Annotated in this window: 15 protein-coding genes; 9 read left to right on the top strand and 6 right to left on the bottom strand. The window is 60.9% G+C overall.

Annotation, left to right across the window (positions count from 1 at the left end; all coding sequences use genetic code 11):
• Positions 1–91 precede the first annotated feature (91 nt).
• On the top strand, positions 92–3,400 hold the full coding sequence (locus G442_RS20670; protein ID WP_051291875.1) for an efflux RND transporter permease subunit: 3,309 nt from the start codon (positions 92–94) through the stop codon (positions 3,398–3,400).
• A gap of 365 nt (positions 3,401–3,765) precedes the next feature.
• On the opposite strand, the gene G442_RS24850 is transcribed toward G442_RS20670, so the two are convergent.
• A complete protein-coding gene (locus G442_RS24850) occupies positions 3,766–4,074 on the bottom strand; it encodes a hypothetical protein (protein WP_146882144.1) in 309 nt (102 codons plus the stop codon).
• Between the two features lie 624 nt (positions 4,075–4,698).
• Between G442_RS24850 and G442_RS0103015 the strand changes: the two genes are divergently transcribed.
• From G442_RS0103015 to G442_RS24855, 6 genes are all read left to right on the top strand, one after another.
• Entirely contained in the window at positions 4,699–5,190 is a 492-nt protein-coding gene (locus tag G442_RS0103015; RefSeq protein WP_026396781.1) for a MucR family transcriptional regulator, read from the top strand.
• Positions 5,191–5,275: 85 nt separating this feature from the next.
• Entirely contained in the window at positions 5,276–6,223 is a 948-nt protein-coding gene (sppA, locus tag G442_RS0103020; protein ID WP_026396782.1) for a signal peptide peptidase SppA, read from the top strand.
• A 20-nt stretch (positions 6,224–6,243) separates the two neighbouring features.
• The gene (ihfB, locus tag G442_RS0103025; RefSeq protein ID WP_026396783.1) at positions 6,244–6,546 is read left to right on the top strand and encodes an integration host factor subunit beta; all 303 of its coding nucleotides are present in this window, start codon (positions 6,244–6,246) and stop codon (positions 6,544–6,546) included.
• Positions 6,547–6,701: 155 nt separating this feature from the next.
• Positions 6,702–7,079, top strand: coding sequence for a hypothetical protein (locus G442_RS0103030; RefSeq protein ID WP_146882146.1), 378 nt, complete (start codon positions 6,702–6,704; stop codon positions 7,077–7,079).
• A gap of 209 nt (positions 7,080–7,288) precedes the next feature.
• Positions 7,289–8,767, top strand: a complete 1,479-nt coding sequence (locus G442_RS0103035) for a mannose-1-phosphate guanylyltransferase/mannose-6-phosphate isomerase (protein WP_084440330.1) — start codon at positions 7,289–7,291, stop codon at positions 8,765–8,767.
• Between the two features lie 553 nt (positions 8,768–9,320).
• The gene (locus G442_RS24855; protein ID WP_146882148.1) at positions 9,321–10,040 is read left to right on the top strand and encodes an SH3 domain-containing protein; all 720 of its coding nucleotides are present in this window, start codon (positions 9,321–9,323) and stop codon (positions 10,038–10,040) included.
• A gap of 131 nt (positions 10,041–10,171) precedes the next feature.
• Here G442_RS24855 and G442_RS0103050 read toward each other — a convergent pair whose 3' ends face one another.
• The 4 genes from G442_RS0103050 to G442_RS0103065 all read right to left on the bottom strand — a co-directional run bounded on the left by G442_RS0103050 (position 10,172) and on the right by G442_RS0103065 (position 12,729).
• Positions 10,172–10,768 carry a hypothetical protein gene (locus tag G442_RS0103050; RefSeq protein ID WP_026396788.1) on the bottom strand — a complete coding sequence of 199 codons (597 nt, stop codon included), beginning with the start codon at positions 10,766–10,768 and terminating at the stop codon, positions 10,172–10,174.
• Complete coding sequence (locus tag G442_RS20675) at positions 10,768–11,562, bottom strand: DUF4412 domain-containing protein (RefSeq protein ID WP_174766878.1); 795 nt, start codon at positions 11,560–11,562, stop codon at positions 10,768–10,770. Before G442_RS20675 ends, G442_RS0103050 begins: the two co-directional genes overlap by 1 nt.
• Before the next feature lie 51 nt (positions 11,563–11,613).
• Entirely contained in the window at positions 11,614–12,300 is a 687-nt protein-coding gene (gene aat / locus G442_RS20680; protein WP_084440365.1) for a leucyl/phenylalanyl-tRNA--protein transferase, read from the bottom strand.
• Positions 12,301–12,453: 153 nt separating this feature from the next.
• A complete protein-coding gene (locus G442_RS0103065) occupies positions 12,454–12,729 on the bottom strand; it encodes a hypothetical protein (RefSeq protein WP_026396789.1) in 276 nt (91 codons plus the stop codon).
• Between G442_RS0103065 and G442_RS0103070 the strand changes: the two genes are divergently transcribed.
• Positions 12,707–13,675 (top strand): 2-hydroxyacid dehydrogenase, encoded by a 969-nt coding sequence (locus G442_RS0103070; protein ID WP_026396790.1) that lies wholly within the window; start codon positions 12,707–12,709, stop codon positions 13,673–13,675. The two genes, G442_RS0103065 and G442_RS0103070, sit on opposite strands and share 23 nt — an antisense overlap.
• A 116-nt stretch (positions 13,676–13,791) precedes the next feature.
• Positions 13,792–13,947 carry a hypothetical protein gene (locus G442_RS24860; RefSeq protein ID WP_154660339.1) on the top strand — a complete coding sequence of 52 codons (156 nt, stop codon included), beginning with the start codon at positions 13,792–13,794 and terminating at the stop codon, positions 13,945–13,947.
• A gap of 186 nt (positions 13,948–14,133) precedes the next feature.
• Here the strand turns inward: G442_RS24860 and G442_RS0103080 are convergent, their stop codons facing one another.
• Positions 14,134–14,988, bottom strand: a complete 855-nt coding sequence (locus tag G442_RS0103080) for an EcsC family protein (protein WP_035376135.1) — start codon at positions 14,986–14,988, stop codon at positions 14,134–14,136.
• Between the last annotated feature and the right edge of the window lie 183 nt (positions 14,989–15,171).

Raw genomic sequence — 15,171 nt, forward strand, 5'->3', positions numbered from 1 at the left:
ACCCCTCCGCTCACGGTCGGCCGCCGTAACGGTCGGAGAATCAGCCCGCGCCGAGATCGAACGCGACCGCACGCTTCTGGAGCCCCCGCATTTGAACCTGTGCCGCATTTTCATTCTTCGGCCGGTCGCGACGACTCTGATGGCCCTGGCGTTCCTCGTCTCCGGCGCTTTGGCTTACAGGTTAATGCCGATCGCCGATCTGCCGAATATTTCGGTGCCGGTCATCTATGTGATCGCGAACCAGCAGGGCAGTTCGCCGCAGCAGATGGCCAGCGCCGTGACGACGCCGCTGGAACGGCGGCTGGGGACTATCGCCGGACTGACGCAGATGACGTCCGACACGACGGACAAATCATCGTTCCTGCTGCTCTTCTTTGACGATAATCGAGATATCGACGGCGCTGCGCGCGACGTTCAGGCCGCGTTACAAGCGGCGCGGCAGGACATGCCGAGCACACTCATCGACAACCCGCAATATTACAAGGCCAACCCAAGCGACAATCCGATCATCATCGCCGCCCTGACCTCCGACACGCGTCCGCTGATCAAACTCCGCGACTTCGCCGAAACGCGACTTATGCCGCAACTCGCAGGTATTCGCGGCGTTGGCTGGGTGCAGACGGAGGGCGTCGCGAAGCCGTCCGTCCGGGTCGAAATGAACCCCTACGCGCTCTACAAGTTCGGGCTCGGTTTTGAGGACATCCGTTCCGCGCTGGCGTCGGCGAACGCCAACACGCCGAAGGGCTTCATCGACGCCGGCGGCCTGCGCATGACTCTCGCCACCAACGATCAGGCGCGAGAGGCGGCGCAATATCGCGACCTCGTCGTCGGGTATCGCAACAACCGTCCGATCCGCCTGACCGATATCGCAACAGTCAGCGACGGGCCGCAGAACGAACGCCAGGCCGCATGGTTCGACGGCCAACCCGCCGTTATCGCCATCATCCGCCCGCAACCGGGCGCGAACGTCATCGAGGTTACAGATCAGATCAAGACCCACGCGCCAATGTTGCAGAGCGTGCTGCCCGGCGACGTGAAGCTCACATTGCTCGACGACATGTCGAAGAGCATCCGTTCAGCGCTGGCCGACACGCAGCTGACGTTGCTGATCTCCGTGGCTCTGGTCGTCATCGTCGTGCTCGCCTTCCTGCGTTCATGGCGTTCGACGCTCATACCTGCCGTCACCGTACCGGTATCGCTGGCCGGCTCAATCGCGATCATGCATCTGCTCGGGTTCTCGCTCGACACCCTGTCGCTGATGGCGCTGACCATCGCGACCGGCTTCGTCGTGGACGACGCCATCGTCGTGGTCGAAAACATCGCCCGTCACATGGAGGACGGCATGGACCGGATGGAAGCCGCGATTCTCGGATCGCGGGAAATATCCTTCACCGTGCTGTCGATCACCATCTCGCTCATCGCGGTGTTCCTGCCGTTGCTGCTGCTGAGCGGCACGGCGGGCAAGATCTTCTTCGAATTCGCGATGACGCTGGCGACCGCAGTCTCGATCTCGCTGCTGCTCTCGCTCAGCCTTACGCCAATGATGTGCGCCTATCTCCTTGAAGTGCACCATGGCGGCCCGGCCCAGCAGGGATCAGGTCTGGCGCGGTTGGCGCATCTCGCGTTCGACGCAGTGGAGAGCACGCTGAACGCGATGGTCGGTCTCTACATGCGTTCGCTAGATCGCACGCTTCGTCACCGCTGGCTGGTTCTTGCTTCTCTCCCGCTGAGTCTGATGGCGACGGTCGGGGTCATCATCGTGATGCCAAAGACCATCCTGCCCGCCGAAGACATCGCGCTGCTCTCCGCCTACCTGCATGCGGACGAAACCAGTTCCTTCTCGTCAGTGTCGACAAAGACTCGCGCCGTGGTCGACGCCATGATGAAAGACCGGCAGGTCACGTCGGTCGTCGCGTTCACGGGAGACGACGCCGCGAACGAGGCCGAAGCCTTCTCCGAACTGACTGACAAATCCACGCGCAGCGAAACCCCGGAAACGATCGCTGCGCGCGTTCAGAAACGCGTCGCCGACATCGCCGGACTGGACGCGCATATTTCGAACTCCGGCGACGTGAACGGCGGCGGCGGACGCCAGCACAGAGGCAATTACAACTATGTCTTCCACGGAGAAAACGCAGACGATGTCTACGTCTGGGTGCCCCGTCTGGCGGAAGCTTTGCGCAACAACGCGATCCTCAAGGACGTCAGCACCGACATCCAGAACACCGGCGCTTCGGTTCATGTGAATATCGATCGCGACAACGCCGCACGGCGCCTGATCACGCCGCAACTGATCGGCAATGCGCTCGAGGACGCATACGGCCAACGGACGGCGTCCAGTATTTCGACGTCGCTTACGACCTATTATGTCGTCATGGAAGCCGCAGCGCGTTACCGCCAGAGCCCCGACATCCTCAACAGTATGTGGGTTTCAACCTCTGGCGGCACGGCAGGCGGCGGCACGGTGTCGAATTCGATACGCGTTAAACTCCCCGACGCCACGGAATCCACACAGGCCTCGCTTAGTCAGCAATCTTTCCGCAATCAGATCGCCAACCGACTGGCGGGCGGAAACGGCGCCTCAAACGGGTCGGCGGTCTCGTCATCCTCCGAAACGATGGTGCCGCTCACAACCGTCGCGTCCTTATCGTATTTGCCGACGCCGCTGAGCATCAGCCACACCGACAGCTTCGTGTCTGGAACGGTCTCGTTCAACCTGCCTAAAGGCAAGGGAATCAGCGACGCGGAAACCGAGATCAAGCGCGTGCGGGCCCTCATCCACATGCCGAGCGAAATTCAGGGCGGCTTCACTGGCCGGGCGGCGGATTTCAACAAGACGCTGATCAACGAACTCCTTGTCTTCATCGCCGCCCTGGCGACGATGTACGTGACGCTGGGCGTGCTTTACGAAAGCTACGTCCACCCGCTGACGATCCTGTCGACGCTGCCTTCGGCGGCAATCGGGGCGGTGCTCGCTCTGTGGATTACGGGTCAGTCTTTCTCGCTGATCGCCATGATCGGCGTGATCCTGCTGATCGGCATCGTCAAGAAGAACGCGATTTTGATGATCGATTTCGCGCTGCAAGCCGAGCGTGAAGGCGGCATGACCCCGCAGGCGGCGATCCGCGAAGCCTGTCACAAGCGGTTTCGGCCAATCCTGATGACGACGCTCGCCGCCGCTCTCGGCGCGGTCCCACTGGTTCTGGGCAACGGATATGGCGCGGAGCTGCGACGCCCTCTTGGGATCGCCGTGGTTGGCGGCCTTACCATGAGTCAGTTGCTGACCCTGTATTCGACGCCCGCCGTATATCTACTGATGGAAGGCCTGAGGCGGCGTGTCGCGGGACTCTGGCGGACACATGACGACGGGACGGGCACGTTGGGTTCCAAACCTGCTTAATGCGCTTTCTGTATAGATTTATAACTTTTTTTAACATAGTTGGCGGATGCTCTCCAATACATTAAGTTTTACTGTGTAGGTGTGAATATAGAGACATGACGCCGTGTTGACGATGGCGCGCCCTCTTTGCTTTACACTCTACAGCCACATGACGGATGAAAAGAACGCCCTATGTTAAAGTGCTGTAAAACCTCCTCTCGAAACGGCGAGAACACCACCGGCCGCCGTTGCTGCAGGAAAGTTCTGGGGCTTGTCGCCGCTGGAGCCGCTGCCTTCTTTTTTCTCAAAAAACGCAACAGAGCGTAATCAAAAAACGCACAGGTCGGGTAACCCACCGCATCAAGCTGGTTAATTATCCGACCTGATCACGCATCAATGCTTTCGACTGAGTGATGCACCGTGGAAAATTGTGCAGGCTTTTGCAAAATATCCCTCATTACAATGCCGCTGCGACGCAAATTCGCTGGTATATGCGCGGGGCACCAGTGACCACTGTCTGTATTTAAAAATTTTCTTAATAAATCTTTGCCTTGCTCCCACTTGCGAACGGCGCGCCAAAGAGACCCAGAGAACGAACAATAATCACCCAAGAGCATTTTTGTGTCGATTGAGCTGGACCAGACGGCAGTCGCGTTCCTTTCGGCATTACAGAAGGCTTCCGAGGTGTTTTCCATTTATCGATAATTCCGAGAACATACCTCAGAAAATATAATCGATTAAGACGAACACGACGCATGTCGTTATTTATTAACTATTTTTATAGTATTACGTAGAGCAGAAACAAAAATTGACAGTATTAATCACAATACGCGATAAAAAGTAAATATATGTAATCAATAAGCCAAAAAAAGATCCGCCTTCCATGCCGTTTGTTCGTAGTTTTTCAAACAATAAGCAAGTCGTAATTGACAGTCAGATCGAACCTGTCTCCGTGAGAAATATCAAAAAATCTCTCGACATAAGCAAACTTCTACACTGACATACGCAATAAAATTTCTTTTCATTTCAAATTCACGGCATGCAGTCAGAAGAAAATCAGCCATTTAAATTACCAAAAAAACTGTTCAGCCCATAGAACAGTCACCCTCCAGTGACGGTTTGATCGTATTTTTTCGCGCCATGCGGTGTAAATTCGGATACCGCAGAACAGAAAAAGTATCTCGAAAAACTTTCTCAAACGGTATTGCGATGAAAGCGCGCTACGATTATTTGTCAACCGTTCGATTCCACGTTTTCCCCAAAAACTGATGGATCTTCTAACCGAAGAGCCAAGTCATCCGAACGTAACGGAGTTTTTCATGACTGAGATAAAGCAGGGCTCTCCCCTTCTTGACCTGACAGCACAGATCGTTTCCGCGCATGTCTCAAACAATACTTTTGCGTCGGAGGCCTTGCCTGCCCTTATCCGCGACGTATACACCGCCCTGGAGGCTGCCGGTCAGGCCGCACCGGAACCCGAGAAGCTGCAGCCTGCCGTTCCCATCAAACGCTCAGTATTCCCAGATTACATCGTCTGCCTTGAAGACGGAAAAAAGCTCAAGATGCTGAAGCGGCATCTTCAGAGCGCCTACGGCATGACCCCAGAACAATATCGTGAGCGTTGGGGCCTGCCCACCGACTATCCGATGGTCGCGCCGAATTACGCCGAGCGCCGCTCGACGCTCGCACGTGAGATCGGCCTCGGTCGCAAGATCAGCGCAACGACCAGTGCGCCTGCAACGAGCCTCAGCGAGGAAGACGAAGCGGTCGCTCCGCGCAAGCGTGGGCGCAAGCCCCAGTCGGCAGGCTAAGCAGCCGCCCTGATGACGGTCCAGGCGCTTTTAAACGAGCGCCCGGATCACGCTTTGCACGCAGAAACCGGAGTAAATGGTTCGTATGACCGAGGATGTCGATGCAGCCGTGGTCAGCGCCCTTTATCGGCGCCGTCTTCGACTTTGGCGTGGAGCGTCCGTCGCGGCGTTCAGCGTCGCGTTACTTGTCGCAGGCGTCTCCGTCCACCGGCATGCATCGCCGCTCGGCCCGCATCTGGCGCGCCTTAAAGTCCACGGCACGATAGGTTCCGACGTGTCGCTTATGACACGCGCGCTGAAGACCGCGGAGAAAGACAGCTCCATAAAGGGGCTTTTACTCGATATCGACAGTCCCGGGGGTGCCGTCACGGGGGGAGAGGCGCTTCACGACGCTGTCGAACGTTTCGCTAAAATGAAGCCTGTCGTCGTGACCATGGGGGGAATGGGCGCGTCGGCAGGTTACATGATTGCTGTCCCCGCAAGACGGATCTTCGCCCAGCGGAGCACGTTGACCGGCTCGATCGGCGTTCTGATGCAATCGCCGGACGTGTCCAACCTTCTGGACAAGGTCGGCGTCTCGGTGGACGAACTCGTATCCGGCCCGCTCAAGGGGCAGCCGTCACTCGTTAAACCGCTCTCCCCTGAGGGCCGAACCATGCTTCAGGGGGTCGTAAACAACCTGTTTGAACAGTTTGTGACCATGGTGGCTGCCGGGCGCCACATGCCGGAAGAAAAGGTGAAAGCACTGGCGGATGGACGGCCCTACACCGGCCAGCAGGCGCTTGCTCTCGGCCTGATCGATAACCTCGGCGACGAGGACGACGCCAAGGCGTCCCTTGCCAAATTATGCGCGCTCCCAACGGATGCAAAAATTGAGACAATTGGTGAGAAGTCGAAACAGTTCTCTCTCCGTCACCGCCTGCTCGGTATGATCGGCGGCTCCTTCGCCACACTTCTCGGCTTCGATGTCGAAGAACTGCTGCAAAACGAAGCGCTTGGCATTGACGGCCCCGTTGCGATCTGGAAACCTTAGCCCCCATCGAGAGGGACGCGATGACCAGATCCGAACTCGTGGCCGAGATTGCTGCGGAGAATCCGCATCTTCTGCTGAAAGACGTTGAGTTGATCGTCCACACCATCTTTACCGAGATTGGCGGGGCTCTGGCGCGCGGCGATCGTGTCGAGCTTAGAGGCTTTGGCGCGTTCACAGTGAAGAAACGCAACGCGCGCGCCGGTCGTAACCCCCGTACTGGCGATACTGTCGCCGTGGACGAAAAAGTGGTGCCGTTTTTCAAGGCGGGCAAAGAACTTCGCGAACGGGTGAATACTGGACGTCCGCCCAAAAAGGAAAGCTGATCGGGCAGCCTGAGGTTGGCAGGCGGCGTGTTTTGCGACAGCGCTTCATCCTGTTTAGCGTAAAGCTCCCCCCTGCACCCCCGCTGCGAGTAATAAAAATATAGACAGAGCGCACTGCTCGTCATTACCTCATGATCGATTTGAGACATGAGATTATGATTCGTCCGTCATGCCTGACTCTCTGGACCGCCCCAACGCTCTACCGACCGCATGGCCGGTGGACGATAGCCGCGCTTCACGATTCGGGACGGGCAATGCCTGCTCTCGCGGTTTGCGCCATTTTGTGGCTGACTGTCAGCGTCGCTGGCGCTCACACCACCTCACGCACGCGCACCGCGCACGCTCATACGAAGAAGCACCACTTTATGCTGCGCGGGTGCCTTTCGGCAGGCGCTGTTATTCCCGCCCACAACCGATCCATGCATCCGATTGGCCATGGCGGACGACTTTTCGCCCCAGTCGGTCACGCGATGTATTACACTGACGCCAAAGGACGTTGTATGCCGGGAAAACACGCCCGACATCGAGGATGATATTGACGCGTAATTATCGCTGCCTGACTGTCAGGCGCACTCGCAGCCAAAAAAAGATTCTGTTACCCTGAACTCTGCAGGTCGTCAGCTTCCCCTTTGGACCGCACAGGTTTCTGAACGCACCACGTAAGGCCAGTTCCTGCTGCGCAAACCTTACCTTGCAGGATACTCAGCGGACTTTCCGTTTCGCGCATGGAGAATGAAACGCAATGCTTGATTCCCCCGAACTGAAGCCGTTGACCGAGCAGACGTCACCGACGCCTGGTTCCGGCGTCACCGTCGTCCCGGTCATCCTTTCGGGAGGATCTGGAACGCGCCTCTGGCCAATGTCGCGCGCCAGCTTTCCCAAGCAGCTTTGGCCGCTGTTGAGCGAATATTCGCTGCTTCAGGAAACGGTAGCCCGAGCCCGACAGGTCTCCCTCGCGTCGCCGATCATCGTCTGCAACGAGGAGCACCGCTTCCTGATCGCCGAGCAACTTCGGGAAGCAGGCGTCGAGCACGCGCGCATCCTGCTGGAGCCCATAGGGCGCAACTCCGCCCCCGCCATCGCCGCCGCCGCGTTGCTTGTCGCAGAGACCGATCCCGGCGCCGTGCTCTGGATGATGGCCGCCGATGCAGCGATGACCAAGCCGGCCGCCCTGCCCGCAGCGATGGATCTTGCCGTCGCCGGCGCCGAGCGCGGAATGGTCGTGACGTTCGGCATGCATCCGACGCGGCCGGAAACCGGCTACGGTTACATCGAGACGGGCGCGCCGGTGCCCGGCGTCCCGGGCCTGTCGCAGGTCAAGGCGTTCCGGGAAAAACCGGGCGTGAAACAGGCCGAAGAATTCATCGACTCAGGCGATTACCTCTGGAACTCCGGCATGTTCGTGTTCCGGGCCGACACCCTGATCCGTGAAATGGAGCAGCACGCGCCGAAGGTGATGGAAGGCGTCCGCGCGTCCTATGCCGCACGCGCCAGCGATCTGGATTTCGAGCGCCTTGGCGCAGATGAATTCAAACGCGTGCCCGATATCTCGATCGACTATGCGATCGCGGAAAAGAGCGCGCACGTTGCGGTCGTGCCAACCGATCTTGGTTGGTCGGACGTCGGCAGCTGGGACGCTCTGTGGGATATCAGCAGCAAAGACTCCCACGGCAATGTCAGCATCGGCGACGTGTTGATCGAAGATTCGGCCAACTGCTATGTCCGGTCCGATAAATTGCTGACAGCGGTGGCCGGCGTCGAGGACGCGGTCGTAGTCGTCACGGAAGACGCTGTGCTGGTCACGCATCGCGATAAGGCGCAGGACGTCAAAAAGGTCGTTGATCGTCTGAAGCGCGAAAAGCGTCCCGAGGCGGCAGTCCATAACCGCTGCTATCGCCCCTGGGGCTTCTATGAGAGCCTGATCCAGAATGACCGTTTCCAGGTGAAGCGGATCGTGGTCCAGCCTGGCCAGAAGCTCTCGCTGCAGAAGCATTTCCATCGCGCGGAACACTGGGTTGTCGTCGGCGGCGTAGCGCTGGTCACTCGCGACGAGGACAAGGTGCTGGTTCGTGAGAACGAGAGCATCTACCTACCCCAAGGCTGCATCCATCGCATGGAGAATCCCGGCAAAATCCCGTTGACGCTGATCGAGGTCCAGACGGGCTCGTATCTCGGGGAAGACGACATCGTGCGTATCGAGGATAGCTACAACCGCACCTGACGCGAGACACGCCGGATTCGATAAAAGGCGGCCTTCGGGCCGCCTTTTTGCATTTAATAACCCACGTTACGATCAGGCGCAGTCGCGCCCGATTCTGCACAGGAGACGCAAATCTTCCGAAACCTGAACGGCGGACGCCGTCCAAACAACAGCGACGACGTACCCGATGCCCCTCACCGGGCAGAATTCCGCAGAACGGGTCGATTTTTGCACCACGGTCAACGACGCCCACGCCAGCACTTCACCGTGACCATGAGTGACGAACGCAGATCGAAACAAAGGCCGCGCGCCCACTCACATCATTTGCCGTTCGGAACGATTTTCCGGGCCGCTGGCAGCCTCTCAGGCCGCGACCGTCAAACCGAAACATATACCCCGCTCAACTCTCCGTAAGGCAAACACGGCTTCATCCGGCGGACCTGCAACACCGGGAACAAAAGCCTCGTCCCACCACGAAGGACGTGCGTTCATCGTCCCGCCATAATATCGCGAAATCATGCCAGCGCCGCTCCGTGATCAACGGGCGCGGCGCGACATATCAGGAACGCCCTTCATGCCACGGCTCAGAAAATACGCTGAAACTCCTCAGGCCCGGATGCGTCTCGCAGCGTTGTCCGCCACGCTCCTCGCCTCCCTGCCCGCGATCAACGCGGCGCACGCACAGACGCCCGCGTTTATTCCTGGCGGCAGCTATCTCTACTCCGGCCCGGACCCTTCCTACCCGCTGGTCGGTTCTCTTCAGCCCGGCACTCAGGTCGCTACCTTCGGTTGCCTGTCCGGATGGGGGTGGTGCGACGTCGCAGTGGGGCCTCTGCGCGGATGGGTTCCGGGACAGAATATTCAACTTCCCTATCAGGGAGGCATGGGGTCGCCCATGACCTATGGCGCGATGATGGGACTGCCGCTCATTTCGTTCGCGTTCGGCTCCTACTGGAACAACCATTACCGCTCGCAGCCATGGTTTTCCGATCGTGACAGGTGGGGCGGCGGCGGTTGGGGCGATCGCGGCGGACAAGGACCCGGCCCAGGACCTGGCCCCGGACGCGGCGGCATGGGCGGCATGGGCGGCATGGGCCAGCATTCAGAATTCAGATCCGGATACCAGCAAGGCGGCGGAATGGGACCCGGATCGCGCGGCGGCGATCAGGGCCGCCCCCAACGAGGAGACGATCGCGGCGGACAGGGAGGACGTGGGCCAGGACAAGGACCTGGACAGGGAGACAACAGGCAGAGCGGCGGCGGGCAAGGACCTGGCGGCCACGGCCCCGGCTGACATCACAGCGCAGGCGGTCTTCGAAGATTGAAAACCGTCTGCGAAAACACCCCGCCGGACGACCCGAAACCCGAATTCCCGCCTACGGCGCCGTCCCTGTCGAAGACTCTCGAAAATTCATCCCAGCCATATCAGCGAGCCGGAGCCGCGACGGCAAAGTCGGACGGCACAGCGAACACGTCATCGGACTGGGCCGTTCTGGCGACGGACACGGCGTTCACTTTCACCTGCCCCTGCTGCGATACGCGCACGAGTATCCCGTCCGCAGTGTAGCACGCGTCCACCGGGCGCCCGTCCTGATCCGCCGTGCGCCAGAGAACGCAGCTCTGGCCGGCCGCCATGTCCGAACCCAGACGCTGAAAAGACCCCGCAGCGACCTGTCCCGGCGGCGTCAAGGCGGCGCCTGGAGCTGGCATAACGCTCCGTCGACGATGCAACGTGTCCACGACGGCCAGTGTCCCGTCGCGCCAGGACGTCACCATGTAGACCGCCGACCCTTCCGGATCGATTCTTTGCCGCAGCGACGAGACCTGCCAACGCATACGCTGGCCGACCGGCTTCCCACCGTCGGGAGACGCCATTTCATACCGTACATCGACGTCAACCGACGGCGTCACGAACGGTCCCGTCGCGACGTCATCCGCAGCCAGACTACGAGAGATCGGCGCAGCCCCACACATGGCGGCCAATAGAAGAACCAGCCCCCCTTTACGGAACGCTCTCGACATCAACGGCCTGACGCCGCATCGCTCGCTACCGCGCCTGACTGTCCGGCGGCAGGCGACGCGGGCGTCACAGTCGCCGCGCCCTCCCCCGCCGCGCCAACGGGACCGAGCACAGGCGCCCCTGCAGCGCCGCCTCCGGGAGCGATACGATGACGGTGGACTTCCTGATAACCGGCAGGCGGCGAAAATACGCTCTGCGGTATCGGCTCGTAACTGATCGTTTTGGCGACGAGGGCGCCGTTGATCCCGTCCGCATCCACGCCATTCTCACGGAGGATCAGACCGTCGGAGGTCACGCACGCAGTCGCCTGCCCCCTGCCTGACGTCACTGTCCAGTCCGTGCAATGCGTCCCTGCAATCGTCGACTCACCCTCGCGCTTGAACTGCATCGAAACGTCGAGAAGGAACGGGCTGCGCACGCCGTCGCGCTGCTCGAGCTTCGTGTAGATCCTCGGCTTGTGCAGCGCGATGACCACTTCTTTGCTGGTGCGGTTGAGAATCGTTGAACCGGCGCCGTCGGGCGAATCGATACGTTGCTGTGCGCCCTGCGCCGAAAACCAGACCTTCACACTCTGCGGCTCCTGCGAACCGTCGGCGCGCACTTCGTACGTGACGACTGCGTCGCGCATAGGCATCAGCGGAGGATGATCGGCGTCCGCGCGGCTCTGTCCGATGGACGAACATACCGCCGCCAGCGCGAATCCCCACGAAAGCAGTCCCGACGCGATGGCGCGCCTCTTCGCCGTCGACCGCTGCGACGCCCCCTGCTCCGGGGGGATGTGACCCTGTATTTTCACGACGCTCCTCCCACATGTTTCAGCGCAGGCAACGCGCGGACAGACAGGAAGTCAACAGGGCATGGATCTGGCGTCTGGCCGATCGCCCATCGTGCGGATTTCATCGTCAACCAATCCTGGATCGAGATCGTCAAACTGCTCCCAGCAAGGCGACGCCGCCACCGCCGGCTCCAGCCGCTTCTTGTAATCGTTCGCCGGAATCTCGATCCCCCCGAAACGCGCCAGATGCTCAGTCCCAAACTGCGTATCGAGCAGAGCGAAGCCCCGCAGCCTCAGCCGCGCGACCAGATGCACAAGGGCGGTCTTCGACGCATCGGTTGCGCGGCTGAACATGCTTTCGCCGAAAAAAGCCCTGCCGATGGAAACTCCGTACAACCCGCCAGCCAGCACGCCTTCTCGCCAGGCCTCGATGCTGTGCGCGCATCCCGCCTCATGAAGCGCGCAGAACACCCTTACGATGTCCTCGTTGATCCAGGTCGATTCACGTCCCGGCGCTGGCGCCGCGCAGGCGCGCATCACCTCTTCGAACGCCCGATCCGCCGTCACCGTGAAACGGGAACCCAGAACTGTCCTGCGCAGCCTGCGCGGCAGATGGAAGGCGTCGAGCGGCATGATTCCGCGTGGATCAGGATCGTACCAGCGCAGACGCGATGAATCAGCGCCGTCGGCCATCGGAAACAGCCCGGCGGCGTAGGCGCGCAACATCATCGCGGGCGTCAACGATGGCATTCGCCGCATTCGCATCGCGTCTCTCACCTCCGAAGGGCGCATCCGATTACGTCAATACCCGGGCCCGGTTTCGACCTTTCGGTTCGCAGGCAGTCCGGCTGCAACACATGTCCAACCAGAGGGGAGCCCGATCCGATCCAAAGTATTTTCACGAAACACCGGTTAAGGGAAAATGCCCCCGGCGGTTATTTTATCGAGCATCTTCATCCTCTCAAACGTTTCCGCCCGAACGACAGGCGATTCCGGCGCCTTGCCGAAGACGCCGAACACAGTCTCCCGTCGGTCGGAAGCCTTCCCGGCGGCGGCGAGACAGAAAGGCTCTTGCTTACGCCATGTTGAGGCGACGGACGAACCCCGCATAGGGTAGCAACGCGCCGTCGGGCTCCGCCCCCATATCCCGAGACCGGAGACAGTCATGTCCGCAAGCCGCCCCAGCATTGTCCGCAGCCTTCGCCTTCCGGAAGCGGTCGAGGCCCGCATCGCCGCCGAATTCGACGCCCCGCCACCACCGGATGCGCCGTTGTCCACCGACGCGTTGCTGGAAGCCGCGCGGGAGAGAAAAGCCGTCGCCCTGCTGGTCACGCATCACACGCCGATCACGAAGGACGTTCTTGATCGCATGCCGCCCGACGTAAAGCTGATCGCCACGGTCAGCGTCGGTCTCGACCACCTCGACGTAGACGCCATTCATGCGCGCGGGCTCGCCCTGACGAACACCCCCGACGTGCTGACGGAGTGCAACGCCGATCTTGCGATCTTCCTCATGCTCGCCGCCTCACGACGCGCGGGCGAGTACTCCGCCATCATGCGCGGCGGCTGGGGCCGAACCCTGGCCATGGACGAACTGCTCGGCCAGCGCGTGTCAGGCAAGACGCTCGGCATTATCGGCATGGGTCGGATCGGACAGGCCGTCGCCCGCCGCGCGCAGGGGTTCGGCATGACCGTGCTCTACAACAACCGCCGCCGCCTCGCCCCGGAACTGGAGCACGGCGCCACATGGATTTCCGACCTGCGAGAGATGTTGCCGAAAACGCAGATCCTGAGCCTGCACCTGCCGGGCGGCCCGGAATCCGACTCCCTGATCAACGCCGAAACGCTGGCGCTGCTTCCGCGCGGGGCGATCTTCGTCAACGCGGCGCGCGGCCGCCTTGTTGATGAAGACGCGCTGCTGGCGGCTCTTTCATCGGGGCAACTGGCCGCGGCCGGTCTGGACGTGTGCCGCAACGAGCCAAACCCGGATCCCCGACTGCTCGCCGCGCCGAACGTATTCATGACCCCACATGTCGGCAGTGCGACCGTCGAAACGCGGAGCGCGATGGGCATGCTCGCGCTCGACAACGTCGTGGCTATTGTCGCTGACGCGCCGCTGCTCACACCAGTCTGATCTGCGGTATTTTCATTTCTCCGGCGCGGCGGCATAAATTCGGGAGGCTGGATTTACGCCCCGCGGCCATAGCCGGTGAACGCGGCCTGACGCTCACCACGAAGAAGGACCACACCGTGCATATGCTCATCGTCTGCCTGATCGGCATCGTCTGCACCCGCGTGGTCGGCGTTGTCGCGCCACACTACGCAAACGCTGCGGACGTCGCCTGCGTCATCTACATGATTCTGGGAATACCGGCCGCAGTCTTCACGCTGCGCGAGCGCGCCTGACCAACGCATCCGCCGGGGCTAATCGCAAAAGCAGCCCCGAAGCGGTGTTTCACGCGAAACATCCCGCGTGACGGCGCCGTGCGTGATGTAGCGCATGTTGAGCGCTACCCAGCCCGGGATTCGCACGCTCAAAAAGACGCGCCGCCAACTGGCGCTCAGAACCTGGCCCACTCGCCAAAGCGGCTATCAACCGCCCGCGCGGTTGAACGCCTGATCGCGCAATGCGAGAGCAGTTTCGCGAACCGTCGGGCCATGCTCGCGCTCAAGCCGCCGTATCGTGAAATGCGCCCGCGCAAGCGCCCTGTAATGCGCGAGGAACGCCGCGTTCAACGACGCGCCGCACAATGCGCCCGCCACAGGCATCAATTGCATCGAGATCTTCTGCCCGATCGCAAGACCGTAATGCGACGCGACCTCGGCGATCAGCATCACCACCGGACGCCCACGCAACACCGTTCGCGCGGAGAAATAGCCAAGTTCGCTCTCCCGCCCTTCGCCGGCATTCGGGAACGCCTTGAGCGCGAAGACCTCCAGACACGCGCGACGCGCATCCGGGTCGGAGAGATCCTCCCCCTCCTCGCGCGCAATGCGTGCAATCTCACGCATGATTGTAACGGTGGTGAATCCGATATCGGGGGCAAGCCCGGCAATCCCGGCGAAGCCGCCGACCGCCCCCGACACCGCGACAGCCGCCTGCACCGCCGTGCCGCGCATGGAACGACCAGACGGCGCCAGATTTTCCTCATCGCCAGTCCGGGGCGTCGTCGAAGCGGGGCCTCCGAGGCCCAGAATCGCCACATCGAAGGCGCGGGCGATGGCGGTTTCCGCGATCCCGCGCAGCTTCTCCTGCATGTTCGGCGCCATGCCCAACCCGCGCAGGCCAAGCCGCGTGGCGTGACCGACGGCGCCGCCCATCAAATCGGCGAGACGAACCAGAACGCCCCGTCCTGACTCCACCTGATCGAGCGCCCGTTCAAGCTCCGCGATCTGGTTGCCCGTAAGAGCCAGCGGCGCGAGGTCGCTTCCCGTGCTGAGATTCATGTAAGTCTGTCCTGTCTCGTCTATGTCGCGTGCGCCAGAGTCGATGATTCGGAGTTGTTTATCCAGAGTGGATTATAGCGCGCAGACCCCGCTCAGGGTTGCGGAAACGCCCCTTGACCGCAAGCGTTGCGAAACCAACGTTAAAGGCGCACGGTGGAATTCTGTTCGCCAGTTCGAACCGTC

The organism is Acetobacter nitrogenifigens DSM 23921 = NBRC 105050, assembly GCF_000429165.1.
Lineage (GTDB): Bacteria > Pseudomonadota > Alphaproteobacteria > Acetobacterales > Acetobacteraceae > Acetobacter > Acetobacter nitrogenifigens.